Origin of the sequence: uncultured Duncaniella sp. (assembly GCF_910578445.1) — a bacterium.
Taxonomy (GTDB): domain Bacteria; phylum Bacteroidota; class Bacteroidia; order Bacteroidales; family Muribaculaceae; genus Duncaniella.
Genome location: NZ_CAJTQC010000010.1, coordinates 29,336 through 55,463 on the forward strand (window position 1 = coordinate 29,336; position 26,128 = coordinate 55,463).

At 50.3% G+C, this 26,128-nt stretch carries 19 protein-coding genes and 1 pseudogene; 10 read left to right on the forward strand and 10 right to left on the reverse strand.

The features are described 5' to 3' along the window. Nucleotides 1-79: 79 nt before the first annotated feature. On the reverse strand, nt 80-1,054 hold the full coding sequence (locus tag QZ311_RS05950) for a polyprenyl synthetase family protein (protein ID WP_297065361.1): 975 nt from the start codon (nt 1,052-1,054) through the stop codon (nt 80-82). A 295-nt stretch (nt 1,055-1,349) separates the two neighbouring features. Continuing rightward, on the reverse strand, nt 1,350-3,395 hold the full coding sequence (locus tag QZ311_RS05955) for an Ig-like domain-containing protein (RefSeq protein WP_297065365.1): 2,046 nt from the start codon (nt 3,393-3,395) through the stop codon (nt 1,350-1,352). Between the two features lie 211 nt (nt 3,396-3,606). Here QZ311_RS05955 and QZ311_RS05960 point away from each other — a divergent pair, with 211 nt between their 5' ends. Then, complete coding sequence (locus tag QZ311_RS05960) at nt 3,607-3,885, forward strand: PQ-loop domain-containing transporter (RefSeq protein WP_297065368.1); 279 nt, start codon at nt 3,607-3,609, stop codon at nt 3,883-3,885. A 148-nt stretch (nt 3,886-4,033) separates the two neighbouring features. Here QZ311_RS05960 and QZ311_RS05965 read toward each other — a convergent pair whose 3' ends face one another. The 4 genes from QZ311_RS05965 to QZ311_RS05980 all read right to left on the reverse strand — a co-directional run bounded on the left by QZ311_RS05965 (nt 4,034) and on the right by QZ311_RS05980 (nt 7,858). Continuing rightward, nucleotides 4,034-4,570, reverse strand: a complete 537-nt coding sequence (locus QZ311_RS05965; protein WP_297065371.1) for a DUF4252 domain-containing protein — start codon at nt 4,568-4,570, stop codon at nt 4,034-4,036. A 2-nt stretch (nt 4,571-4,572) separates the two neighbouring features. Beyond that, a complete protein-coding gene (locus tag QZ311_RS05970; RefSeq protein ID WP_297065373.1) occupies nt 4,573-5,115 on the reverse strand; it encodes a hypothetical protein in 543 nt (180 codons plus the stop codon). Between the two features lie 20 nt (nt 5,116-5,135). Continuing rightward, complete coding sequence (locus QZ311_RS05975; RefSeq protein ID WP_297065378.1) at nt 5,136-5,624, reverse strand: sigma-70 family RNA polymerase sigma factor; 489 nt, start codon at nt 5,622-5,624, stop codon at nt 5,136-5,138. A 101-nt stretch (nt 5,625-5,725) separates the two neighbouring features. After that, nucleotides 5,726-7,858 (reverse strand): outer membrane beta-barrel protein, encoded by a 2,133-nt coding sequence (locus QZ311_RS05980; protein WP_297065381.1) that lies wholly within the window; start codon nt 7,856-7,858, stop codon nt 5,726-5,728. Nucleotides 7,859-8,168: 310 nt separating this feature from the next. On the opposite strand from QZ311_RS05980, the gene QZ311_RS05985 reads away from it, so the two are divergent. The 4 genes from QZ311_RS05985 to QZ311_RS06000 all read left to right on the forward strand — a co-directional run bounded on the left by QZ311_RS05985 (nt 8,169) and on the right by QZ311_RS06000 (nt 14,422). Continuing rightward, complete coding sequence (locus QZ311_RS05985) at nt 8,169-9,407, forward strand: clostripain-related cysteine peptidase (RefSeq protein WP_297065384.1); 1,239 nt, start codon at nt 8,169-8,171, stop codon at nt 9,405-9,407. 31 nt (nt 9,408-9,438) lie between these two features. Then, nucleotides 9,439-10,362, forward strand: coding sequence for a mechanosensitive ion channel domain-containing protein (locus tag QZ311_RS05990; RefSeq protein WP_297065387.1), 924 nt, complete (start codon nt 9,439-9,441; stop codon nt 10,360-10,362). 399 nt (nt 10,363-10,761) lie between these two features. After that, nucleotides 10,762-12,483: a single-stranded-DNA-specific exonuclease RecJ gene (gene recJ, locus QZ311_RS05995; RefSeq protein ID WP_297065390.1), complete on the forward strand. Its 1,722-nt coding sequence runs from the start codon at nt 10,762-10,764 to the stop codon at nt 12,481-12,483. A gap of 37 nt (nt 12,484-12,520) precedes the next feature. Continuing rightward, entirely contained in the window at nt 12,521-14,422 is a 1,902-nt protein-coding gene (locus tag QZ311_RS06000; RefSeq protein WP_297065393.1) for an ATP-dependent DNA helicase RecQ, read from the forward strand. 108 nt (nt 14,423-14,530) lie between these two features. Here QZ311_RS06000 and QZ311_RS06005 read toward each other — a convergent pair whose 3' ends face one another. Then, the gene (locus QZ311_RS06005; RefSeq protein ID WP_297065395.1) at nt 14,531-14,677 is read right to left on the reverse strand and encodes a hypothetical protein; all 147 of its coding nucleotides are present in this window, start codon (nt 14,675-14,677) and stop codon (nt 14,531-14,533) included. Between the two features lie 172 nt (nt 14,678-14,849). On the opposite strand from QZ311_RS06005, the gene QZ311_RS06010 reads away from it, so the two are divergent. Genes QZ311_RS06010 through QZ311_RS06025 form a run of 4 tightly spaced genes read left to right on the forward strand, consistent with a single transcriptional unit; the run spans nt 14,850 to nt 20,112 of the window. Continuing rightward, the gene (locus QZ311_RS06010; protein WP_297065398.1) at nt 14,850-16,469 is read left to right on the forward strand and encodes a sialate O-acetylesterase; all 1,620 of its coding nucleotides are present in this window, start codon (nt 14,850-14,852) and stop codon (nt 16,467-16,469) included. Between the two features lie 44 nt (nt 16,470-16,513). Continuing rightward, on the forward strand, nt 16,514-17,926 hold the full coding sequence (locus tag QZ311_RS06015) for an MFS transporter (protein ID WP_297065400.1): 1,413 nt from the start codon (nt 16,514-16,516) through the stop codon (nt 17,924-17,926). A 40-nt stretch (nt 17,927-17,966) separates the two neighbouring features. Then, the gene (locus QZ311_RS06020) at nt 17,967-19,082 is read left to right on the forward strand and encodes an endo-1,4-beta-xylanase (protein ID WP_297065501.1); all 1,116 of its coding nucleotides are present in this window, start codon (nt 17,967-17,969) and stop codon (nt 19,080-19,082) included. A 43-nt stretch (nt 19,083-19,125) separates the two neighbouring features. Then, a complete protein-coding gene (locus QZ311_RS06025; RefSeq protein WP_297065503.1) occupies nt 19,126-20,112 on the forward strand; it encodes a glycoside hydrolase family 43 protein in 987 nt (328 codons plus the stop codon). Nucleotides 20,113-20,167: 55 nt separating this feature from the next. On the opposite strand, the gene QZ311_RS06030 is transcribed toward QZ311_RS06025, so the two are convergent. After that, the gene (locus tag QZ311_RS06030) at nt 20,168-20,518 is read right to left on the reverse strand and encodes a hypothetical protein (RefSeq protein ID WP_297065403.1); all 351 of its coding nucleotides are present in this window, start codon (nt 20,516-20,518) and stop codon (nt 20,168-20,170) included. A gap of 158 nt (nt 20,519-20,676) precedes the next feature. On the opposite strand from QZ311_RS06030, the gene QZ311_RS06035 reads away from it, so the two are divergent. Further along, the gene (locus tag QZ311_RS06035) at nt 20,677-22,701 is read left to right on the forward strand and encodes an alpha-glucuronidase (protein ID WP_297065405.1); all 2,025 of its coding nucleotides are present in this window, start codon (nt 20,677-20,679) and stop codon (nt 22,699-22,701) included. Between the two features lie 533 nt (nt 22,702-23,234). Here QZ311_RS06035 and ftsZ read toward each other — a convergent pair. After that, nucleotides 23,235-24,182, reverse strand: a pseudogene (gene ftsZ / locus QZ311_RS06040) (cell division protein FtsZ); the annotation flags it as partial. A 140-nt stretch (nt 24,183-24,322) separates the two neighbouring features. Then, nucleotides 24,323-26,101: a cell division FtsA domain-containing protein gene (locus QZ311_RS06045; RefSeq protein ID WP_297065409.1), complete on the reverse strand. Its 1,779-nt coding sequence runs from the start codon at nt 26,099-26,101 to the stop codon at nt 24,323-24,325. Between the last annotated feature and the right edge of the window lie 27 nt (nt 26,102-26,128).

The following is a 26,128-nucleotide window of genomic DNA, read 5'->3' on the forward strand; positions in this document are numbered from 1 at the left end:
TATTTTTAACTCCAAAATATTTAACAAATACAATTCTGACAGATATGATTAGACTCTCTTCATCCGAGCTTACTCCCACCTACTTTTCACGGGCTATCACAAAGTCAAGCAACGAGATAAACTGGGAAGTCAGCGGCGAGTTAAACCTGTCAAGGATAGCAACGGCCTCTGCACGCATCCGCTCCATTGTGGCATAGGCATACTCCACACCTCCGTTTTCGTGGGTGAATGTAATCAGCCGGCGTATATCACTGTCGGACAGCACGCGGTCCTCACGCAAAAGGCTGAGCATCTCATCTCTTTCAGGCGACGTCCCGTGGGAGAGAGCATAGAGCAAAGGCAAAGTCACCTTTCCCTCACGCAAATCGTTACCGGTCGGTTTGCCTATGACCTGCGAATCGAAATAGTCGAAAATATCGTCCTTTATCTGGAAACAGCGCCCGAACAGTTCGGCAAACTCCCTTATGGCTTCAAGACGCCAGTCGTCCACCCCGCAACAATATGCCCCCATAGAGACACAGGTGACGAAAAGTGACGCCGTCTTATGGGAAATGACATTAAAATATGCCTCCTCGTTGAGCTCATGGTAGCGTGCATTGTAAATCTGGTCCATTTCGCCGAGCGAAAGGAGCTTACCGAGGTCAGCAATGGCGCGTATCACACGCAAGTCCTCGGTCTCGGTCGCAAGCTTCAATGCATTTGAAACAAAAAAATCGCCAACGAGCACCGCAACGTGATTGTCCCACACGGCATTAATGGTCGCATGACCGTGACGGCAGCCGGAATCATCGACCACATCATCGTGAATCAGCGAAGCATTGTGAAGAATCTCGACGGACGCAGCTGCAGTAAGCGCATTGTCGTTTACTCCCCCGAAAAGCCGGGAAGTAAGCATCACGAGCATCGGGCGCAACTGCTTTCCCTTATGCTCCAAATAGTTGCCAATAATCTGATTCATCAATGTGTTTGACGAATCAAGCGTACGGCTGATCAGTGTGTCCAGCCGCTCAAGTTCTGACTTGAGGGATTGCCTTATGTCTTCAATGGCGCTCATAACTGAGGTGCAAATTTACGAATTTTCACTGAAATGCAAAAACATGCGCTATTTGCCGGTAAATAAATCCAATCATTTTTATGACGAAGGAGTTCATCTCCATGCCCGAAGGTCCATCAAAACATTCTGTCGTATTTGCAAAAATGCCGGGATGGGCACAGCTTCTCAACCATTCTTTGACACTGCCTCACTCCAACAAAGATGCAATATCCACCTATGTCAATGATGCAAACAGAAAGCCGCTCCGGAAGGCATTATCCTATCGGAGCGGCTATTTTATCATAGAGACAAGGCGTCATCTGCGACGGTTGTCAAGCGATGTGTTGCCAAACTGGTTTCGATTGGCCGCATTCATGAAGGGGTCATCGAAAAATTCATCTTCCTCCTCTTCATCTTCGTTACGTCCGGGGTCTTCCTCGCCACGCTTGCGCTTGGGTTTGTTCTTCTTGATTTCAGCCGGCTTCTGCATGTCAAGCGGAAGTTCATATATGTTCCACGACTGTTCAACCCCCCAGTTTTTCTTAAGGTTTACCTTCTTGGGGTAATAGTACACCTCCTCAGGCTGGATTGAATCAAGAATACCTGTCGTATAAACGCCATTACTGTCAGAGTCGATGAACAGACGCGCATAATACGTCCCGGGCGACAGATATTCCACCCTGCCTATATTACCGCTGACAGGAGCGGAGGCCACAACCTTGTCCGAACCGTCAAGCACCTCGACCACAGCCGGGCGTCCGTCAAGCCCTGTTATGTTGAATGACAGAGATGAATACTCATCAAGCTTCTTGACAGTAAATTCATGTACTATCGAATCGTTCGTAAGGCCATAGATGTCATAGATAGCCGCCGAATCGATTGTCAGACGATATTTCTCGCCGGGCGACCATTTATAGTCAGCCTTGAATTTGAGAGAGTTGAGGGGTGAAATCCGCTTTATAACCGGAGCATCGACCACATACCAAGTCGAGTCCACGAGGTATTCCAGCTTTACAGCGGATGTGTCGAGAGTCGCCACAGGGGTTTCCGACGCAAACATCAATGGACGGTGGACATCCTGATTGGCAGCAGAAGTCACTTTGAACTTTATCGGATCGGGACGTGGCGGAATAGTGTCGGCCGCATCCAGCGAGTCAAGGTTAACGCCCTGTTTTTCCAGTTCCTTGCGTTCTTTCTCACGTTCTTTTTCGCGCTGCTGCGCCTCCTTCTCCATCTGACGCTTGCGGTTTCGCGCCCCCTTGTCGACGAGCCGGAGAGTATCGACCGTCATTGAAAGCTGCTCAAGGGTATCGGTCATCAGATAACGGGCCTCAACCATAAGCGTATCCATAGCCATAAGCGCAGTGTCGGTGATCCAATATCTAAGCGTGTCGAGAGTCGGATTGGCCTCAAGCACAGCCCACTGTGAAATATCCTCTCCCACACGCCGGCTATTGAGCAATTTGATTATAGGAAGAGTGTCGGCTTTTGCCGCAAATTCAAAATCAATGAGATGGCGATCCGAGCGTCCGTGGTTTCGCAGATATTGCGATGAATAGCCTTCGTTGAACCACGTAAGCAGCACATCGTCAGGCAAAAAACGAGTTCCGTCGCGCATCACTACCGAATCCTCGCCGGCAACATTTATCAGAGTGTCGGCAAACTGAGCCGGTTCTGACGAGGGGGATACGGTCACATCATAAAAGGCCACATCCTCCGATCGGTCCCAATGATAGTCCCTGTTGACATCGTTGATGGCATATATACGGTAAGTACCTGCCTTCAATCCACGCAATGTGAACTGTCCGAGCTGATTTGTCTTGGTGATGCGTTCAAGCGGAAGGGTCTTAACTGCGGTGTCAGAAAGATTCGAATAGACACCGACCACCATCCCTTGGGCCGGCTCTAATGTACGCGCCTCAAAAAGCATTCCGGATATTCGTAGCGAGTCAATGGAATCGCCGGTAGCGAAATCAAGTGCAAACCCGTCGAGGACATTGCTCTCATTCAAATCCTTGATGGCATCGGCAAAATCAATCGTATAGGTGACATCAGGCTTCAGTGTGTCGCGAAGCTCGACAGTCACACGGCGACCGTTGGCACTGATTACCGGAGTTGTACGTTGGGCCGGAGAGACCACAACCTTATTCATCGCATCGTCAAGAGCAACATTCTCGTCAAACTCCACTATAATCTTATTGCCGGACACATTCAGCTGACCGGGACGGGGATTAGAACGGACGAAAACAGGAGGTGTCATGTCGCGCGGTCCACCCTCAGGACGCCCCATGCTCGCGCATGCGGCCAGAAAGGCAGTCACGACAACTATAAAAAGCAGCCTTAAAGCTGAAACGGAACGCATAGGCGGAATCGGATGATTGGAAAATTGCAAAATTAAAAAAAAACGACAACATAACTGCCCCCTTCTACGTTAAAATATCATTAACGCCACTCTGCGGTCTCCACGTGTCCCCTCTCCCACCCCCACCACATTTAAAAACTTCATACTTAATACTTCATACTTCATACTTAATACTTAATATTTCGTACTTCAAACTTAATACCTTCCTAACATGTCACCTTTAATAATAAACATTGTCGGCTACGCAGCCGCCATCTGTATGGTGTGCGGCTATCTTCCTCAGGCCATCTATACCATCCGCACCCGCGACACCGACGGTATAGCTATGCCAACATTCCTTTTGCTTGGATTCGGAAGTATCTTTTTCGTAATCCAAGGATTCATGATTGACAACTGGCCTCTTATAATCACTAATCTTATCACGACGGTGTCATCTGTAATCGTTTTCGTAATCAAAGTCCACAATGACAGGATGAAAAAGAGAAAATAAGTTTATAAGAGGTGTTTAACAACAATAGTTAAACACCCTCTAAAACTCATTAACCGCAAAAAAAGGAATGCGTACCCTCACGGGCACGCATTCCTTTTTCGTAGTCTATTAAATAAAATATAATATATTATGTAAGTTTGTTGTTTACTTATTTTGATGATTTTGAAGATTTTGCGGATTTTGCAGATTTCAGTTTGCTTTTAGCCTTGTCTTTGTCCATGACACCGGTCAAACGTATGATGTCTTCAAGTTTAAGCAAGCCTTCTATGACAATCATTGCCGATTCTTTTCCACCTTTGATCGAGACAATATACTGATTAAGACCTGATGAAAGCTTTTTCTGGTAGACGTTCACATTTTCTTTCTGGTCGTTGACCTGCATGAGAGTCTCATAACCGTTCTTGGACGTAAAATCATTGCTTAGTTTCGCCAGAAATTGAATTCCTTTATCCAATTCACTTGTCACGACAAGCACATTCTGTATGTTATCGCTCAACAGCGCTTTCGCCTGTTCGTCCATAGGCTGTGTATTGACAATCATATCAAGCATCGCTCTGCTCACATAGACTGTCGTGAGGCTCTTTACTTTCTCACATTTTTCATGTAGCTCATTGAGTGTCTTACCGGCATTTGCATTTACGGCAACCGCAAGCGCAAGCATAATGATGATGAATAACCGTTTCATTGTCATATCGTTTTATCGTTTTCCACAATATCGTTTCCTTCCATAATGATTCCAATTGAGGCAAGCGCTTTCTGAACACCCTCGTCCGGCTGACTTTCGGTCAATCGGATTCCGTCGCAACCTTTGTTGAGCGCATCGGCAAACACGGCCAAAGCATATTCTGTCTGCAGATAGGCTTCCTCAGGAGAGAGATCGCTGCCATAGTCCGGCTTATAGAAAAAAACAGACACACCGACTCCCACTGCGACAATAAGCGAGGCAGCCACCCGCATCATCAGCCTGACATTAAAATGTCTCGACAGCCTTTGCCGGCGGGTCTCTTCGGCAGCCAGAAGGTCGATTCTGTCTGACAGCCGCTTCTCGAACCCATCGGACGGCGACAACAGCGACATCGCTGATACCATGCGCCTGTCCGGCTCGAACTCCGACGGAAGCGAAGCGTCGGCAAGCAGACGCTGAAGCTCAAGCTCATCGCTTTCAGACGTCTCCCCGGCATAGTAGCCGTCGAGCAGCGCCCTTAGACGGGATATGGAGTCTGTGTTCATTTTATTCGTCGTTTTTTTCGTTAGTTTAAATCTTTGGAGAAATGATTCCGTATGAATCGCCTCGCCCGGCTAAGCAACTGCCTGACATTGTCGGCCGACAGTCCTGTGACGCGTTCAATCTCCTCTTTGGGACATCCGTCGACATCGTGCATGACAATCACCTGCCGTTGGCGGTCGGGAAGCTCTCCGATGAGATTCATCACTGCCCCAACCCGGTCGCGGAGTTCCAAAGAATCGGACAACGGTTCGTTTGCAATCTGCAAACCTTCAAGGTCTTCGGTAAACCTCTTGGAATTTACAAGATTCAGACAGCGGTTTTTCAACATAGTCACCGCATAAGCCTGAGGGTTGTCTATACCAATAAGCTCCGACCGTCGCTCCCAAAGCCTGACATAGATATCCTGAACCACGTCTTCCGCTTCAATGGGATCGCGAAGCATACGCAACGCTTGTCCGTAAAGCAGACGATTCATCGGGATAAACAGCTCCTTGAAAGTCACAATGTCCATATTCGTTCTCTTGCTGACCGTCATAATTTGGGGATGGCAATCACTCTTATGACATTTCTCCGTCTGATTTGTGACAAAAATAGTGATTTTTTTTGATTTTTTTATCGGCCGGCCGCCTTTGATTGCTGCAAATCATCCTCTCCGTCAATAATTCTCGACACGTCGCGCTTCTGTTTGCCCCAATTAAAGTTGTAGGCAATCTGTATGAACGGCATACGGTCGAAACCTTTGCTCCGCAGGACATTCCGGTTGGAATTGTAGCGGTTGAGCAATTCGGTCTGCATGCTGTAGTGGTTGAATGGCATAAGCATCCCGGCTGTGGCCATGAATCCCTTCCATTTATAGCTCACCGCCAAAGTCGAAGTCTCCTCACCGGTGGATATGGTCTCGCCTGAAAGGGTTGCGGGATTCACCTCATAATTGGCCATGAAGCTGAAATTTTTATAATAGGCGAGAATACTCACATCTCCGCTCCAGTTATGGCATTTATGAAGATATCCACGGCCGGAGCTTTCAGCCATATAATATTTCAACGAACCCTTTGCCGTAAGAACCGACGGGATTATTTCAATCTGCGGAGCAAAGCTGAAGCGCCATGCCGTCAATCCACGGCTATTTTCAAAATATGTCACGAGATTATCGTCTTTCCACTCCATGTAGGGGGCAATCTGGTGTGGCGAACGCGTCCAGCGGGCTTCGAAACGGCCTGTAACCTTCGGGAAATTAAAATTATACTGGAAGGATGCCCTGTAATTGTTATATGCCTTCAGATCAGGGTTGCCGATCTGATACTGGAAACCATCGATCTGCTGCGGAGTCGCATTTGTCTGCGAAAGGGACGGAGTGGTCTGCCATGTGGAGAAATTCAGTCTGAACTGTGAACTGCGGGCGAGACGATAGCTCGCCGAAAAACGCGGGCGGAATGACCAGCCGACAGCACCCTTGCCGGTGTGTCTCGTACGCTGGTCGAGATACTGTGCGCCAATACCGCCCGTAAGACTAACTTTTGAAATCTGTTGGAAGTATTCGGCAAACAGATATGTGCGGTCCTGATGCTGGCGCGTGACAGAACCGGACTCACGTGTCGCACGGTTACGGGCCATGCTGTAGCGGACACCGGCAGTCAACCGGCTTCTATGCCAGCGCTTCACGTAGTCAAGTTCAGCGCTGAGAGTCCTGTTGCAGTCCTTGATAGATGTGTATGTGTCTGTAATGATTTCGCCGGTCGCCTCATCGGTCTCGACATAGTCATGGGTCGAACGGCCGTTAAACACGGATGTATTCAAGTCAATAGCTATGGTCTGGGATGCAGGCAGGGTCTGTTCGATATAGGCATTGAAACGCGGAGTAGCGCCGGAAGTTGATTCTCTTTCGTAAAGGATGACTGACAACGGACTGTTCGACAACGTCATAAGACCGGTATTAGAACGCTCCATCGGCCATCTCTTCTCAGCCGACACCTCGATCCACACCACGGTCTTATCCGGATTGATATAGCTGTAGGCCAGACGCGGACGCATGTTGGTCTGCGAGACGTAGCCCGACACGGGTGATTCGGTACGCGTCACGGAACTACCGTCGGCATAGGTGAACGACTCCTCATATTCACGATAGGTGTCGACACGGTTCGTATAACGACCCTGAAGACCGACACTCCACTGCGAGCGACCGCTGTTAAGCTTGAGGTCTGCATAGCCGTTGCCCCACGGCTGGTTGAGAGCCTGCATACCCTGTGCCATGAGCGAACCTCCGACCGCCGGGTTTGACACCACGACATTGAGCACCGCACTCGCCCCGTCATACCTGACTCCGGGATTGTCAATCCACTCTATGCGCTTTACGGTCGATGGTTCTATTGTCTGCAATTGGTCGACAGTCGCCAGACGTCCGTTTATACGTATCTCGACATCCTCTCCTCCGCTTTTGACCGAACCGGCCATCTCGTTTACATTAAGAGTCGGAATCATCAGATGATTCAACAGACCCATTGCATTCTGGGAATGTTTTATAGCGCTTTTCGACGGGAAAAGCACATCCATATCCGCTTTATGTATCACTTTCGGGGCTTGCACGACTACTTCGCCGAGCCCGACGCTTTCCGCCAGAGTGTCGACAGGGACGGCTGTATCCTGCGCGACAACGGCCGGGGCATATATAAGAGCCGTCATGGCAACTGAAACATAAGATATTATGCTGCCAATCTTTCCGGCTGATTTTGATATGACTGTTTTCATTTATGATGAATTTATGATAGTGTGAACATCTAAGTTGACAGCCAACATCTGTTTTTGTGACAAAAATCAAAAAATAATACGCTTTATCAATTGACATCGTGGTTAAAAATCATGAAATAGCCCCGGCACTGACAAGAAAAATCTTAACTTTGCAAATTAAGCCACAGGCATTAAAGAAGTCTTCAGGAAGAACCTCCGGCATCATTAAGCAAAAAATGCCGATCTTGAGCTTGAGCAGTAAGTATTTTCTACAGATTTATAATGCCAATCACTTTTTTCACACACCTAAAAACCGTCACAACTGTACGAAATGATCAAAACGCATCTGAATATCTTATTTACAGTTATCATCGCCTGCCTTTTTACCGCATGCAACGATAATGACGAACCATCACCCACCCCGAAGCCAGATGAGCCGGTCGAACGCACGGTGCTCGTCTATATGGTTGCCGACAACAACTTAGGCTCATACAATCAGTTTAACCGCGCAGACCTAAAGGAGATGGTGAAAGGCGCGGCAGAAGGGGGACTGAACGGCGGACGGCTACTCGTCTACCACAATCGTCCCGGAACAAACACCGGCAATGCCCCACAGCTGATCGAAGTCACCGAAATGGGACTCGACACACTCAAAACCTATCCTGACGATCCTTCCATATACTCGATTGAAGCCGACAGAATGCGCGAAGTCCTTTCCGACATGAAAGAATATGCCCCGGCTTCCGATTACGGCCTCGTGTTCTGGGGACACGCCACCGCATGGATGACTCACGGAAGTTCTGACATCCACGGCAAAGCTTCAGCGCCGGTCAAGAGATCGTATGGTTCTGACCGCAACAAATGGATGCCGCTCACATCAATGCGCAAGGCTCTCGACGGCGAATACTTCTCTTTCATATACTTCGACTGCTGTCTTATGGGAACAGTGGAAATCGCCTACGAATTCCGACACAACACCCCCTACATAGTAGCATCGCCCACTGAGCTTGAGGGCGAAGGTATGCCCTACCATCTCAACCTGCCGGCCTTTTTCGCCTCGGGGAAGCCTGATGTAGTGGCGATGGCAACAAACACATTTGAATACTACAACCTTCGTTCAGGCAACTACAGCTGCCAGATGACCGTCATCGACACCTCGGCTCTCGAAGCCCTTGCCGACGCCACTCGCGAAATATATCTCACGCAGACCGATTTCCCGCCACGCCTGTGGTTTGTACAGGAACTCTCGAAATCACACTTCAGGTTTTTCGGGAACACACCCGACACTCCCGGATGCAACGATTGTCACCCGGTCTACGACATGGATGCCTATATGGAGGTGCTGACAGAAAACCGTCCTGACCTGCTTGAAGCATGGCGGACGGCTCTCGAAGCGACAGTGGCCTACAAAGCCACTACATCACGAGATTTTACAGGGATAAGCATCAACCGCTACTGCGGTCTCGGCTCCTACGTAGTCCGCCTTGGCAACCACGGAGATTATCACGGCTGTGCACAGACCTTATGGTGGAACGACGTGGTGTCGAAAGCTCCGGTCATAAATAACTGACAAACAATCTAAATTCATTTTACACCGAACAATGATACAATTCGATTTTCTGCCGACTGATTCCGTTCCTTCAGTCAAAGCTGAAGAAAGCGTGCTCAAAAGCATGTCTTTCGACCAGCTTGTCGACACTCTTGTCCACGACATCATACATTTCGCGATTTCGCTGACCATAGCCATCCTCGTCTTCTACGGTGGCAAATATATAATCAAAAAGCTCTATAATTTTGTGGTCAACATCCTGTCGAAGCGTAATGTCGATCCGTCGCTGAGCACATTCATTATGAGCCTCGTGAGGATAGTGCTATACTTCATCCTTATTGTCACCGTCATCGGCATCCTCGGACTTGAGACCAGCTCGTTCCTCGCACTGTTTGCCTCGGCCGGTGTCGCAATCGGTATGGCTCTGAGCGGAACGTTGCAGAATTTTGCAGGCGGAGTCCTCATCCTGCTTCTCAAACCATTTAAAGTGGGCGACTACATCGAGGCACAAGGCTTCGCCGGAACGGTCACACGCATCGAAATCTTCAACACCATCATCTGCACCGCCGACAACAAGTCGATCATCATTCCAAACGGAGGCCTATCGACGGGCAGTGTCAACAACTACTCGACACAGGCCTACCGCCGTGTCGAATGGAAAATAGGCATTGCCTATGGCGAGAGTGTCGAGACTGCACGCGAACTGCTGCTCGGTCTACTGGCCAAGGATGAGCGTGTCCTTCAGGAGAAACCGGCCGACGGCCCGAGCGTAGCTCCACCTGTGGTCTATCTCGCATCCCTCGACGACTCCGCTGTGACACTTACAGTCCGCGCATGGGTCAGAAGCGCCGATTTCTGGGGAGTGTTCTTCGACCACAACGAGGAATTCTACAATGCCATCACTTCCAATCCATCCCTCTCTTTCCCCTTCCCCCAGCTCGATGTCCACATGATTCCGACAGACTCACAGTCCTGATATCAATATCCGACGCAAAGTTACACCACATGCACCACAGAAAAGGTGCGTTAATACAAAATCAACCCATATCCCTTCCGGCTAATCCACCACGGACACACCGGAAGGGATTTTTTATTGCACAGACCTTTTTGGAGGGATTAAAGGATAAATAACATTTCTTATGGCAATTTATCCAAATATTCTGCGTACTTTTGCAAATAGTAGGGTAATAGTGCCTTATTGGAGACGAAGCGGTCTCCAATGCTTAGATGCCGGAGTGGGCACGGTGTGTCCGATAACCGATTTTATCCCGACAGTCCATCTCCTCTTAGTTTTCCTCTTTCCCACTCCACGGGTCTGACAAAGAAGTCATTGACCCGCCCCGCCTTCTTTTGAAATAAAAAAGAAACAACATAAATGACAAGTAAATGGAATTACTGTCCCCTTACATCCGACGAACAAGAAGTGGAGTCCGGTCTGGCCAAGCGCTATGCCGGAGTACCGCCCATTAGCGAGCTGCTGGTGCAACGGGGCATTTCCTCTGTCGAGGAGGCGGAAAAATTTTTCCACCCGTCGCTGAAGGATATGCACGACCCGTTCCTTATGCCCGACATGGACAAAGCCGTCCACAGGCTTAACCGTGCCATGGGGTCAAAAGAGCAGATTATTGTATATGGTGATTATGACGTCGACGGAACAACCGCCGTCGCTCTCGTCTATAAATACCTGCGCAATTTCTACTCCCACATCGACTACCTTATCCCGACACGCAACGAGGACGGATATGGCATCTCGAAGGCCACCATAGACATGGCCGCCCGTCAAGGGGTCAAACTCTTCATTATCCTTGATTGCGGCATCAAGGCGACGGAAGAGATAGAATATGCCCGCACTCTGGGCATCGACTTTATAATCTGCGATCACCACGTTCCCGACGAGACTCTTCCGCCGGCAGTGGCCATATTGAATCCCAAACTCGAAGGGAGTCCTTATCCATGTCCGCACCTTTCGGGTTGTGGCGTGGGCTATAAGTTCATGCAGGCCTTTGCAATCTCCAACGGTCTCGGCTGCTCCGATCTCGAAGGGATGCTCGACCTCGTGGCCGTCTCAATCGCAGCCGACATCGTCCCAATGGTAGGCGAAAACCGCATCATGGCCTACCACGGTCTGAAGCGCCTCAACTCCAATCCAAACATGGGACTGCGCGCCATCATCCGCATCTGCGGACTTGCATCGCGCGAAATCACCATCAGCGACGTGATTTTCAAAATCGGCCCGCGCATCAATGCCTCGGGCAGAATGCAGAGCGGAAAAGAGGCGGTAGACCTGCTCGTGTCGCGCGACATCCCCGACGCATATGCCCGCGCAAAGGAAATCGACCGCTACAATCAGGACCGTAAGGAACTTGACAAACAGATTACCGACGAAGCCAACGCCATCCTTGAGGAACAGAGCGAAACGCTCTCCGACAAAAAATCAATCGTCATCTACAACAAGAACTGGCACAAAGGCATCATCGGCATCGTCGCATCACGACTGACAGAGCTTTACTACAAGCCATCGGTCGTGCTAACCTATTCGAACGGAGTTGCGACAGGCTCGTCGCGCTCGGTACAGGGGTTCGATGTCTACCGCGCGGTCGAATCTGTCCGCGACCTGCTTGAAAACTTCGGCGGTCACACCTACGCGGTCGGACTGTCACTGAAAGAAGAGAACATCCCGGAGTTTACCCGGAGATTCGAGCAGTTTGTCAGCGACAATATACGTCCCGACCAGCTCACACCTCAGCTCGACATTGACTCCTATCTGACATTCTCAGAAATAACCCCGGAGTTTCTCGGTCTGCTCAAACAATTCAATCCATTCGGGCCCGGCAACAACAAACCCGTGTTCTGCACACGGAATGTCACTGACTTCGGCACATCGAAACTCGTCGGCCGTCACAGCGAGCACATCAAACTTGACCTTGTAGACCCGACATGCGGAAAGGTAATGAACGGAATCGTGTTCAACAGCGCACAGATGTTTGACCATATCCATTCAGGCAAGCCATTCAGCATCTGCTACACCATCGAGGAAAACAAGCACAAGGGCGGTTCTGCCATTCAACTTTTCGTCAAGGCCATACATCTCGACTGAAACAGACCCCACGAAAACCGACATTCGCCACAAGCCTATGCCTCTGAGCATACTCAAACAATATTGGGGCTACGATGCGTTCAGGCCGATGCAACGCGAAATCATTGATTCCGTGCTCGGCGGACATGACACGCTCGGACTTCTGCCGACAGGCGGAGGCAAGTCCATCACATTTCAAGTCCCGGCGCTGCTGCTGCCGGGACTTACCATTGTGGTGACACCGCTGATTTCATTGATGAAGGATCAGGTCGACAACCTGAAGAAACGCGACATCAGAGCTGTCTACTTCCATTCGGGCCTCACACGGCGCGAAGCGAACCTCGGACTGACACGATGCCGCCTTGGGAAAGTCAAGCTCGTCTACGTCTCGCCCGAACGTCTGCAAAACGACAATTTCATTGCCGAGCTCCGCAGCATGGACGTGAGCCTCATAGTGGTCGACGAAGCCCACTGCATCTCGCAGTGGGGCTATGACTTCCGCCCTTCATATCTCAAGGTAGCCAAGCTCCGCGAGATTACAGGCGAACACGTTCCAATCCTCGCACTCACCGCCTCGGCCACTCCGGAAGTGACTGCCGACATCATGCGCAGTCTCCGCTTCAGCGAACCGAGAGTGTTTGCCCGTTCGTTCACACGCGACAACCTATCATACATCGTCCGCTATGCCGACTTCAAGGAGGAGACACTGCTGCGTGTTCTGAATGCCACATCGGGATGCGGTATTGTCTACGTCCGCTCCCGGCGCAGATGCCGCGAGATAGCCCAGCTGCTCACAAGAGAAGGCATAAGCGCTGACTATTATCATGCCGGACTCGCACCCGAGGACAAAGAGCTGCGCCAGAACGCATGGAAAAACGACCACATACGCGTAATCGTGGCGACAAACGCTTTCGGAATGGGCATAGACAAACCGGATGTCAGAACAGTCATACACTACGACCTCCCTTCATCGCTCGAAGAGTATTATCAGGAAGCCGGAAGAGCCGGACGCGACGGAAAGGAGTCGTTTGCCGTCGTCATCGCATCGTCGCGCGACAAAGCCACCCTCTCGCGCAGGCTAAGCGAAAGTTTCCCCGAGAAAGATTTCATCAGCCATGTGTATGAACTGGCAGGCAACTTTCTCAACGTTGCTGTCGGCGACGGTTACGGACAGCTATATGAATTCAGCCTTGAGAATTTCTGCCGGACCTACTCCCTGCCGCCAATTCCGACGCAAAGCGCCCTGCATCTGCTCAGCCGTGCAGGCTACATTGAATATATCGAGGAGACAACATCGACATCTCGGCTCATGATCATCATGAAAAAAGATGAGCTATATGGCCTTGAAATGACCGACGATGCCGAAGAGGTGTTCCAGTGCATACTGCGCACCTACACAGGCCTGTTTGCCGACTATGTCCCCATAAGCGAGCTGACCATCGCACGTGCGACCATGATGTCGACCGAAACGGTCTACCAGACCCTACTCTATCTCACACGTCTCCACGCCATCCACTACATCCCGCGCCGGACTACACCTTATATATATTATACGACTTCCCGCGAACTCCCGAAACATGTCATACTTCCTCTTGAAGTCTACGAGCATCAGAGAGAGCGGATGCGTATCCGGCTCGACGCAATGAAAGAATTTGTATTCTCAGCCACCGAATGCCGGGCCAAAGGGATGCTACGCTATTTTGGAGAGAAAGACCCGCAGGATTGCGGCAAGTGCGATGTGTGCCGCAACAAGCGCAAAAAGAACCGCATCCCGGCATCAGGCCGTGAAAGTCTCCGCAACACCATCATCTACCGTGCAAACCAGCCGGGCGGTTGTGAAATCACAGCCCTTCTGCGGGATATTCCTGAAAACCGTGAAAATATAATTACGGAAATCCGCCACCTCGCCGACATGGATGAAATCATAATTGACGGCAGCTATATCAGAATAAAAAAATAGGACATCCCACGGCATACGGATAATCGATGTCTCTATTACATTAAAAACATAAGCCTTATTCCTCCCACTTAAAAGCACATTCATAACAGCCGGGACCACTATTCAGAATCATATTTTATCAATATCACAGGGGGCATTGGGCGAGGAAAACGTATCGGCCTTGCGTCCGTCGAGCAGATTGAAATCGACATTGACGGAAACCGGAAGCGGATTCGCACTCTCAACGTTGATGAGCCACCTCATTGGACGACTCATCCGCATTTGTGTCGACAATTTTGAAATCAGGCATGTAAAATTATACCAATATGAGTGGTATGTTACATATCAATACGGATATGAAACGCCTGAAGAATCTCTATTCAACCAAAATACGCTATCTTCGCTCCCGAAATCCTACCGCCAAACTTTATCACAGCAGACATAAACCATGACCAGATTAATCGCCTTAAGCATAATATCATTCTTAAGCCTGATGTCAGCTCACGCCGAGGTCAGACTTCCCCAGATATATTCCGACGGCATGGTCGTGCAACGCGACCGACCACTCCATCTGCGAGGATATGCCGACCCCGGCGAGGAAATAACCATCAAGATTATCAAAGGTAACAAAACCACCGTCAAGGCTGATGCCGACGGTCGTTGGACAGCGTCGCTTCCGGCTCTCAAAACCGGCAGGACATACACCATCGAAGCCGGTGATAAAACCATCACGAATGTTGCCGTCGGAGATGTGCTTCTATGTTCCGGCCAGTCAAACATGGAACTCCCGGTCAGACGTGTGACCGATATGTTTGCAGATGAAATCGCATCCTACAGAAATTCGGATATCCGCCATTTTATCGTGCCCAAGGAATTCGACTTTGCATCCGAGCGCGACGACGTAAGCCCTTCCACGTGGAAATCGGTCGATGAGGATGCCATGAATTTCTCAGCTCTCGCCTACTTCACCGCCAAGGCACTTCACGAAAAGACAGGGCTGCCTGTGGGTATCGTCAACGCCTCGTGGGGCGGCACACCTGTCGAAGCTTGGATAAGCGAGGCGAACCTCTCTTCATTCCCCCGCGCAATCAATGAAAAACTGATATACAGCGACGATTCTTACCGCGACCATATCAAGCGTCTCGAAAGCGAGAACTATTCGCGATGGAATGCCGCGATGTGGGCCGGTGACCCGGGACTTCACTCTGAGGTGAAATGGTATGCTCCCGAATTCGATGATTCATCATGGATTGAAACAGACCTTATCAGCGGAACATTGAACGACGGCACTGACCGCTGGAGCAACGACGGCCTCAACCCTGTCAACGGCTCTCACTGGCTTCGCAAAAATGTCGAGCTTCCGGCCTCGATGGCAGGAAAACCGGGCGTAATCCGCTTAGGCTGCATCGTCGATGCCGACTCGGTATATGTCAACGGAACTTTCGTCGGCACGACAAGCTATCAGTACCCTCCGCGCATCTACAACATTCCGGAAGGTGTCCTCCGCGAGGGTACAAACAATGTCACCGTACGCGTCATCAGCCAGAACGGAAATCCACATTTCGTTGCCGAAAAGCCATATAAGATAATTGTCGGAAACGAATCTATCAACCTTGAGGGCAAATGGCGCTATCATCTCGGAGCACCGATGCCTCAGGGACCGGCCATGGAATTTTATTGCTACAAACCGGCAGTGCTCTACAACGCAATGATTTCACCAGTCATCGACTATCCCGTAGCAGGAACAGTCTGGTATCAGGGCGAATCGAACGTGAGCCGTCGCAACGAGTATGGAGCGTTGCTTAAGACGATGATTTCCAACTGGCGCGACGCGTCGGGCGACAATGATATGCCGTTTTATATCGTTGAACTCGCCGATTTCCTCCATCCATCCGACCATGAAGGACGTGCGGCATGGGCTGAAATGCGCAGCGTGCAGGCCAAAGTCGCCGATGAGACTCCAAACACCACCATTATCCGGAATTCCGACCTCGGCGAGTGGAACGACATCCATCCGCTTGATAAAAAGACTCTCGGCCGGCGCGTTGCAGATGCAATCATAAAATAACCTGTCAAAACCACCTCATCTTACCATAAGTATTCTTTAAATCCATGGAAGCAAGTATCAATATGTCACAGTCACAGGAGTCAAAAGGCTTCTACAAACTGTCCATGCTACAGTGCATCGGATTCGGTTCAGGCGACCTCGCGCAAAACCTCATCTATCAGACCATCAGCATGTATCTGCTGTTTTTCTACACGAATGTCTATGGGCTTGACCCAGCCGTAGCAGCTGTCATGTTTCTTATTGTACGTATAGTCGACGTCATCTGGGACCCCATTGTCGGAACTTTTGTCGACAAACGCAATCCCCGGTTAGGTAAATACCGCTCCTACCTGATACTTGGAGGCATTCCTCTGACCGGTTTTGCCATTCTGTGTTTCTGGAACGGCTTTTCCGGCTCTCTGCTTTATGCCTATATTACATATGTGGGGCTTTCGATGTGCTACACTCTCGTCAACGTCCCCTACGGCGCACTCAACGCATCTCTGACACGCGACACGGCCGAAATCACAAAGCTCACATCGGTGCGCATGTTCATGGCAAACGTCGGCGGTCTTGCCGTCGGAATGGGTATTCCGTTCGTGCTCCGCATTTTCGACCCGACCGAAACGACAGACATGTCGATGAACGACGGTGCATGGTTCGCTACCATGACCCTATATGGCTGTGTCGGGCTCGGACTTCTGATATTCTGCTTCTCCCAGTGCCGCGAACGTGTGGTGATGGATTCCAAAGAGACAGAAAATGTCAAAGTGACCGACCTTTGGATGGAATTCGTACATAACCGTCCGCTGCGCATACTCGCATTCTTCTTTGTGACCGCATTTGCCATGATGGCAGTCGGAAACGCAGCCGGTGCATACTACATCCAGTATAATCTCGGAGGCTCTGCAGCCGAACTTTCAATTTTCATGGGACTCGGCTCAATCCCTGCATTCATTTTCATGCCGATGATTCCGGCAATCAAGAAAATGGTCGGCAAGAAAGGCATGTTCTACATCTTCCTTGTAGTGGCAATCATCGGCATGGCAATGCTCTATGCCATCTCAATGATCGAGGCCCTGAAACAGTACATGATACTCGTCTACATTGCCCAGTTCATCAAATCGACCGGCGTAATCGTCGCCACCGGCTACATGTGGGCTCTCGTGCCTGAAGTCATCTCCTACGGAGAATACACCCACGGCCGACGCATCTCAGGCATCGTCAATGCCCTCACCGGCATTTTCTACAAAGCCGGCATGGCTCTTGGCGGAGTTGTCCCCGGACTCGTACTCGCCTTCGTAGGCTTCCAGAAAGAGGCACTGACACAGACTCCGTTCGCACAGCAGGGCATCCTCTGGCTCGTAGCTGTCATTCCAGCCATTCTCCTCGCCCTCGCAATGTTCATCATCTCACGCTATGAACTTGACGACGATGTAATCGACCGTATCAACCGTGAAATCGAATCTCGCCATTGACCATCATCCCACGACAAACTTCACCAACTACAATAAGATTATGAAAAAATTCGTCCTGCCAGTATCTACAGCGACCTTATTCCTCTTATCGGCATGTGCCACTGAGAAAGCCGAGCCGACGATGAAAGAATATTTTGCCAACGACTTCCTGATTGGAGCGGCAATCAACATGCCCCATGTCAAAGGAGATGATCCGAAATCCGATTCAATCGTTCGCCGCCACTTCAATTCAATCGTGGCTGAAAACTGTATGAAGTGTGAAGAAATCCATCCGGCTGAAAACACTTACTTCTGGGATGATGCCGACGCTTTTGTCGATTACGGACAGCGCAACAACATGGCTATAATCGGACACACTCTGATATGGCACTCTCAGCTCGCCCCTTGGTTTGCCGTCGATTCCGAAGGCAAACCTGCCACGCCGGATGTGCTGAAACAGCGCATGCGCGACCACATAACAACCGTCGTGACTCGCTACAAAGGTAAAATAAAGGGATGGGATGTTGTCAACGAAGCAATCATGGAAGACGGTTCTTACCGCAAATCGCCGTTCTACGATATTCTGGGCGAGGAATTTATTCCTCTTGCCTTCCAGTATGCCCACGAAGCAGACCCTGATGCGGAACTGTATATCAACGATTATGCCATGAACGTGCCGGCAAAACGTGACGCATACGTGAAACTCGTCAACGACATGAAGTCAAAAGGACTCCGCGTCGACGGGATAGGCATGCAGGCCCACATGGGTATGGATTATCCCGATTTCAATGAATTCGAGAAGTCAATCGAGGCCTATGCTTCGACAGGCTGCAATGTGATGATCACCGAATGGGACATGAGCGCCCTCCCGACCGTCAGCCACAGCGCCAACATCTCCGACAGCATTGTCTACAACACGGTCTTCAATCCTTATCCCGACGGAATGCCGGCCGAGATTGCCGAGCGTTGGAACTGCCGGATGGACTCTGTGACCGACATACTCCTGCGCCATTCTGACGTCATATCACGAGTAACCGCATGGGGCACACACGACGGCATGTCATGGAAAAACAATTTCCCGATGAAAGGCCGTGTGGAATACCCGCTGCTGTTTGACCGCGACTACAATCTCAAGCCATTCATGGAAAACCGGCTTGCCGAATCCACTGCAAAGTGACAGCGATAAATACAATTAAAATCAATAACGCCATATGAAACTACTGTCTCCCGAAAAAAGATACCTGTTTCCCGATGACTACATGGCCGATCCGAGCGTCCATGTGTTCAACGGCAGGATATATATATACCCGTCACACGACTGGGAATGTGAAAACGTCGAAAACGACAATGGTGACCAGTATGTCATGAAAGACATGCACGTACTGAGCATCGACGGCAACCCCATGACCGGAAAAGTCACAGACCACGGCAAGGCGCTCGATATCGCGGATATTCCTTGGGCCGGCCGACAGCTCTGGGACTGCGACTGCACGGAAAAGGATGGAAAGTACTATCTTTATTTCCCGCTTAAGGACAAAAACGACATTTTCCGCATCGGTGTAGCCGTAAGCGACCGTCCTGAAGGACCGTTCATTCCTCAGCCCGACCCTATACGCGGTTCATACTCGATGGACATCTGCGTTCTTCCCGACAATGGTGAGTATTATCTCTACTTCGGCGGCCTGTGGGGCGGTCAGCTTCAGCGCTACAGCGACAACAAGGCGCTTGAATCGGCCTATCTTCCTGAAGGAGACGAACCGGCTCTCCCCTCGCGCTGTGTACGCCTGACAAAAGACATGCTTCAGTTCGCTGAAGAACCGCGTCCGATAGTGATTCTCGATGCCGACGGAAATCCTTTGAAAGCAAATGACCCCCACCGCTTCTTCGAAGCCTCGTGGGTGCACAAATATAATGGTAAATACTATCTCTCGTATTCCACCGGCGACAGCCATCTGCTCTGCTATGCCATCGGCGACAACCCCTACGGACCTTTTGTCTATCAGGGTGTGATTCTAACTCCTGTTGTCGGATGGACCACCCATCACTGCATCATAGAATATGAGGGTAAGTGGTATCTGTTCCATCACGACAGTGTCCCCTCCGGGGGCAAATCATGGCTACGCAGCCTTAAGGTATGCGAGCTTACCTACGACGAAGACGGTCATATCCTACCGATTGACGGAGGAGGCGACCATTATGATGAGTAATCTTCGGGACAAGCAGAAAGTAGGGACGCGGTAAAAAACCACGTCCCTACTCTGTTCAATCATCATCGTCATCCCAATGGTGATGGCCATGATGTCTGTGATGTTTGTAGAGTTCCTTGTAGAATTTTTTCTGAGCCTTACGATACTTCTTATATCTTTTCTTCAGCTTCTTGCTGTGGTGATGGTCTCCGTAATCGTAGTAACCACGCGGGCCGTCCCAGCCATAGTCCACGTAATGAACCACCCTGCGTGGCGGAGGTGGCGGCGGCACATGACGGCCTGAATGATGGTTGACACTTACTCCTGCTCCTCCAAGGTCCATCCAAAACGATACATTTGTCTGTCCTACCATAAGAGTAGAACCTGCGATTGCTGCCGAAAGGGCTAATGCTGCTATTCGTTTCATGACTTTTCGAATTTGGGGATTGTATATTCATAAAACTTTCCCGAATCACATAAAGTTGAGTGGATAGACATTCCGACCAACATATTGGAAATATCAGCCAATCGAATTCTGACTTTATATAATCCGTTTTAACATCTACCAAACATATATTTCAGTCTATGAATCAATATCGGACACTTTTTTTATCATTATTCATACTTCTGTCACACACTCTCACGGCGACAGAAAACCAAGGCCGAATCAGCTGGCTTCCCTACGGAAAAGACGATAAGGCAACAGTGACAGTCACACAAGAGCACCTGTCACCGACTCTCTCAATCGCATGCCGCGAGCTACGCGACAACTGGAATGGACAGCCTGTCAGACTGACTAAAAAAGGAATCGCCAAGAAACTCCCGCGCAACGGATATGCAATCAGCCGGACAGATGATGAGGTGATCATACAAGGTTCTGATGACCTTGGGATATTATACGGCGCATACGCCCTGCTTCGCAATCCACAGAGCGGAAAAGACAGCTGTCTATACGATTCACCTGCCTACGATCTGCGAATACTCAACCATTGGGACAATCTCGACGGAACAATCGAGCGAGGCTATGCCGGACACTCCCTTTGGAAATGGGACGAACTACCGACGACCGTTTCACCTCGCTATGAGGAATACGCACGCGCCAATGCGGCAATCGGAATAAACGGTACGGTGCTCAACAATGTCAATGCCTCGCCCCGCATCCTATCACACGACTATCTGGTCAAGGTGGCCCGACTCGCCGACATATTCCGTCCTTATGGAATAAAGGTATATCTTTCGGTCAATTTCGCCTCACCAATGGCTCTTGACTCGCTTCCAACTGCCGACCCGCTCGACAAACGAGTCAACAAATGGTGGAAAGACAAAGCCAAGGAAATCTACCGACTGATTCCCGATTTCGGAGGATTTCTTGTCAAAGCCAATTCCGAAGGACAACCGGGGCCAATGGATTTCAACCGTAGTCATGCCGACGGCGCAAACATGCTGGCCAAAGCGCTCAGACCTTACGGCGGAATTGTGATGTGGCGTGCATTTGTCTATTCCCCGGCCGATGCCGACAGGGCAAAGCAAGCCTATCTTGAGTTTCAGCCACTCGACGGCAAATTTGAATCAAACGTAATAATACAGATAAAAAACGGCCCTATCGACTTCCAGCCGCGCGAACCTTACTCTCCGCTCTTCGGCGCTATGCCAAAGACAGACCAGATGGTCGAATTTCAGGTGACACAGGAATATCTCGGCCATGCCAACCATCTGGCATATCTCGCCCCGATGTGGAGCGAATTTTTTGAATACGTACGTCCCGAATCTCTAAAAGCTGTTTCAGGCGTGGCAAACATCGGTGACGACGAAAACTGGACAGGCAATCCACTTGCTCAAGCAAACTGGTATGCATTCGGGCGGATGGCTTGGAATCCTGAACTTACACCCGGCAGGATTGCCGACGAATGGATTGCGTCACACCTTGTCGACAAGACGCAGACAGCAAATGAGGTCTACACATCACTCATCGACATGTTTCTGACCAGCCGTGAAGCCGTGGTCGACTACATGATGCCCCTTGGTCTCCACCATCTCTTTGCATTCGGCCACCACTACGGCCCTGAGCCTTGGTGCGAAGTGGAAGGCGCACGCCCCGACTGGCTTCCGGTCTACTATCACCGTGCCGACAACGAGGGCATAGGCTTTGACCGCTCTCCGACAGGAAGCAACGCAACCGGCCAATATCCCGAAGGATTCAGAGAACAGCTTGCCGACATAAACACATGTCCCGAAGAATTCCTTCTGTGGTTTCATCATGTCTCATGGACCCATACCATGAAATCAGGAAGAAGCTTATGGGATGAACTCTGTCACGCATATCAGCGCGGTGTCGACAAGGTAGCGACCTATCAGGATGTATGGAAAAACGCCCGGCCGTATGTAGACCCCGCGGTTTATGCGGATGTCGCGTTAAGGCTCGACACTCAACTGCGCGACGCAAAATGGTGGCGCGACGCATGTCTGCAATATTTCCGTCAATACTCCCGGATGCCAATCCCCGATAAAGTGGAATCTCCGTCACACACCCTCGATGAGCTGATGAAAATCAAGCTCAATATCTCCAACTACGAATCTCCATCGCCGGAATTGCTCAACAGAGTAAGATGACACGGCTATAGAATAGTTATGGTAATAAAGCGAAGCAGGACTCCCGGTCGGGAATCCTGCTTCGCTTATCCTTATATATATAAACTCTCGGATTAGCCGAAGACAACAGTCATACCCGGCGTTCCTCCCTGCTGCACAGGCGAGGTTGAGTGAGAGCCAACATATTCCGACATTCCGGTGCGGACACTCTCGACAATCTTGCGGTCGCGCTTGTAGGTAGGATACTTCTCAAGTATGTCGCAGATTGCATCATCGTCGAGCTGGTCAAGGCCAAGGATTATAGTAGATGTGCGGTCCTTGCCTTCGGTAAGGTCTTTGATTTTTGTAAGGCCATATTCCTCGGCAAGACGCTCGTCGGTTATCTCCGACGGATTAGGTGTCGCGGGCTTAGGCGCAACAGGTGTTGCCGGAGCAGTATTGATTCCGCTCTTGGCCGGTGCAGGAGGAGGAGTCGGGGTTGCGGGACGTCCGCCGGGCTTACCGCCACCGAATCCGAAACCGCTCATGCCGTTTGCCATAAGCTCTTCTTCCTCTTCACGGAGAGTGACATCAAATCCTGAGGCGAGAATAGTCATCTTCACACCGTTGCCGAGGTTTTCGTCAAATCCGACACCCCAGATGACATCGACATCGGTCGTAATCGAGCCGATGAAGTCGGTGATTTCGCGGGTCTCGCTCATGAGGAATTTCTCCTCTGCGTTGGGATTGAAATAGAGGTTGAACAGGAGCTTCTTCGAACCGAGGATGTCACGGTTTTTCAGAAGAGGTGAGTTGAGTGCGTCGCGGATAGCCTTGGTGACACGCTCCTCACCTTCGCCGTAGCCGGTAGAGATAATTGCAGCACCACCGTCGCGAAGAGTCGAATCAACGTCGTTGAAGTCAAGGTTGATGAGGCCGTTGCAAGTTATAAGCTCCGAAATCGAACGGGCGGCAATCGAGAGAGTGTCATCGGCCTTACCGAACGCGTTAAGGAAATCAAGATCGCCGTATATCTCACCGAGCCGTTCGTTGTTTATGACAAGGAGCGCATCTACATGCTTTGCCATCTCGTCAGCTCCGGCAATCGCTTTCTTAATCTTTTTCTGTCCTTCGAAAAGGAAGGGAATCGTCACGATACCGATTGTAAGCAGGCCACGCTGCTTGGCGATACGTGCGACCACAGGTGCAGCACCTGTACCTGTTCCACCACCCATACCGGCAGTGATAAACACCATTTTCGTCTGGTCATCGAACAAGGCTGCAATCTCTTCGGCACTCTCCTCTGCGAAATCACGGGCTTTTTCCGGTTTGTTGCCCGCACCGAGGCCGTCGCCGATTTCAAGAGTGTGCGGCACTTGCGAATGACATAGAGCCTGACGGTCTGTATTGATATTGACAAACGAAACACTCTTGATGCCCTGTACATACATGTGGTTTACGGCATTGTTGCCGCCACCGCCCACACCAATAGCCATTATATTGCATGCGAGGTCAGGAGCCATAGTATTGCCCTTGAAGGCAGAAGTGTCTGAAATGTCTTGATTATACTGATTTTTGTTTTCGTCCATTTTTTTACTGCTTGAGGTTAGACGTCAGTGTATAAAATTTATTCTAAACTATTTTTTATCAAAGCATAGTCTGATTAGTTGTCGTTGTCGGGATCATCATCTTCGACAGGTTCTGTCATGAGTGATACCGCACGGTCACGAAGTGCCCCCAATTTTCGGGCCAACCAGTTAGGGGTCTTTGTCTGCTGGGGTTCGACAGCCGGTTTAGCCGTATTCTCGGCAGCAGTGATGTTACGGGCCTGACTGCGATAGGGATTATCGGGAGTCTGTGGGGCCTGATAGGGGTGCTGTCCGGCCTGATAGGGATAACCGCCTGCGACCGGAGGCTGAGCCGGCTGAGGCTGCTGATATTGAGGTTGAGGCTGAGGCTGCTGATAGGAGGGCTGATATTGAGGCTGTACAGGCTGTGGCTGCACGGGCTGCTGCATCGGCTGCGGCTGTTGTACAGGCTGATATTGGGGTTGCTGCTGTACAGGCTGATAAGGCTGTTGCTGAGGCTGCTGATAGGGAGCGGCTTGCGGAGCCTGTTGAGACTGATAGGACGGCTGGTAAGGCTGTTGCTGAGGCTGGTAGGCCGGCTGCTGATAAACCGGAGCAGGTTCAGGGGCAGGCTGCACCGGTTGTACAGGCTGAACAGGCTGCACAGGCTGAACCGGTTGTACCGGTTGCTGCTGTGACGCGGAAGCATAGGAATATTCAGGCATGATACGCTCCATGCACTCACGCACATCCTTTTCTTTGGCGGCAGCAGAGAGAAGTGATATAACGTCAACATGATCCGATCCATTCAGACGACCGTCAAGAATGCGTATACGGTTGGTCGGAGAACCGAAGCGCACGTTCATGGTCGTGAGATTGGACAGACGACGGTCGAATCCGTTGAGTTTCGCTCCGCGACCCACAAGGACTATACCTCCGGGAAGCTTGTCGGGGCTCAGCCCGGCATATTTGATCTGCTCGTTGATGTTGGACACAATTTCCCCGGCACGGGCGGCGACATAGTTGTTTATCTGAGCGAAATCAACACCGGCCACATTGTGAGGAATATTGGCTGAATCCGAATTTGGAAGGGCATTGCCACCTTCAATCTTCAAATCTTCAGCACGCTCTTCGAGAATGTTGAGAGCCGTGATGTCGCGGGTTATATGACGCGACCCTATAGGTATTGTCGACAGATACATCAGCACACCGTTCTTGTAGATGGCAACAGTTGTCGTATCAGCACCACAGTCAACAAACATACATCCCTGTCGCTTCTCCTCGGGATAAAGCACAAGGTCAGCTTCGGCAAGAGGACGGACAAAGAAATCGTTGATAGCTATGTGCAGACGCTCGTCAAGAACCATGTTGAGCTTGCGCATCAACTGGTCTCGGCAGCTGATGAGGTTGAGACGTGCGGAAATATGCGAACCGAACATGCCGACAACTCTCGGAGCAGGAAAATTGTCGACACGGAATTCTTTTGGCGATACACCGACAATGGTGCGCTCATGGAGCTGAGTGCTGATAGCCTCGTCAGTGATATCCTTTATCATCGCATTTGTAATCTCCATCTCTGACATGAGGTTGCGTTCAATCACTTTATCCTCCGACATGAGTGAGCGACCTCCGACAGCCACGTATACCCCGGTGATTTTTCGCTGAGGTTCGCGCTGCTCCAGACGATTGAGCACATTGCGTATGGCAGTTGCAGTTTCAAGGACATTGAGAATGCAACCGTAGCGAACGCTGTCAATGAGCCTTTCCTCCTCGACAGTCTTGACACTCAACGTCCCTGAGGCATCTACCGTGCCTATCGCTCCTTTTATTTTTGAACTCCCTATTTCGAGAGCCACTATATATTTATCTTCCATTGGAGATGTATGATTTATCGGATTAAT

Coding starts and splice junctions, on each gene's coding strand:
- QZ311_RS06030 (WP_297065403.1), bottom strand. CDS start 20,518: ATGAAACGAATAGCAGCATTAGCCCTTTCGGCAGCAATCGCAGGTTCT.
- QZ311_RS06035 (WP_297065405.1), top strand. CDS start 20,677: ATGAATCAATATCGGACACTTTTTTTATCATTATTCATACTTCTGTCA.
- QZ311_RS06020 (WP_297065501.1), top strand. CDS start 17,967: ATGAAAAAATTCGTCCTGCCAGTATCTACAGCGACCTTATTCCTCTTA.
- QZ311_RS05970 (WP_297065373.1), bottom strand. CDS start 5,115: ATGAACACAGACTCCATATCCCGTCTAAGGGCGCTGCTCGACGGCTAC.
- QZ311_RS06010 (WP_297065398.1), top strand. CDS start 14,850: ATGACCAGATTAATCGCCTTAAGCATAATATCATTCTTAAGCCTGATG.
- QZ311_RS06005 (WP_297065395.1), bottom strand. CDS start 14,677: ATGAGTCGTCCAATGAGGTGGCTCATCAACGTTGAGAGTGCGAATCCG.
- QZ311_RS06015 (WP_297065400.1), top strand. CDS start 16,514: ATGGAAGCAAGTATCAATATGTCACAGTCACAGGAGTCAAAAGGCTTC.
- QZ311_RS05985 (WP_297065384.1), top strand. CDS start 8,169: ATGATCAAAACGCATCTGAATATCTTATTTACAGTTATCATCGCCTGC.
- QZ311_RS05950 (WP_297065361.1), bottom strand. CDS start 1,054: ATGAGCGCCATTGAAGACATAAGGCAATCCCTCAAGTCAGAACTTGAG.
- QZ311_RS06000 (WP_297065393.1), top strand. CDS start 12,521: ATGCCTCTGAGCATACTCAAACAATATTGGGGCTACGATGCGTTCAGG.
- QZ311_RS06045 (WP_297065409.1), bottom strand. CDS start 26,101: ATGGAAGATAAATATATAGTGGCTCTCGAAATAGGGAGTTCAAAAATA.
- QZ311_RS05960 (WP_297065368.1), top strand. CDS start 3,607: ATGTCACCTTTAATAATAAACATTGTCGGCTACGCAGCCGCCATCTGT.
- QZ311_RS05955 (WP_297065365.1), bottom strand. CDS start 3,395: ATGCGTTCCGTTTCAGCTTTAAGGCTGCTTTTTATAGTTGTCGTGACT.
- QZ311_RS05965 (WP_297065371.1), bottom strand. CDS start 4,570: ATGAAACGGTTATTCATCATCATTATGCTTGCGCTTGCGGTTGCCGTA.
- QZ311_RS05990 (WP_297065387.1), top strand. CDS start 9,439: ATGATACAATTCGATTTTCTGCCGACTGATTCCGTTCCTTCAGTCAAA.
- recJ (WP_297065390.1), top strand. CDS start 10,762: ATGACAAGTAAATGGAATTACTGTCCCCTTACATCCGACGAACAAGAA.
- QZ311_RS05975 (WP_297065378.1), bottom strand. CDS start 5,624: ATGGACATTGTGACTTTCAAGGAGCTGTTTATCCCGATGAATCGTCTG.
- QZ311_RS05980 (WP_297065381.1), bottom strand. CDS start 7,858: ATGAAAACAGTCATATCAAAATCAGCCGGAAAGATTGGCAGCATAATA.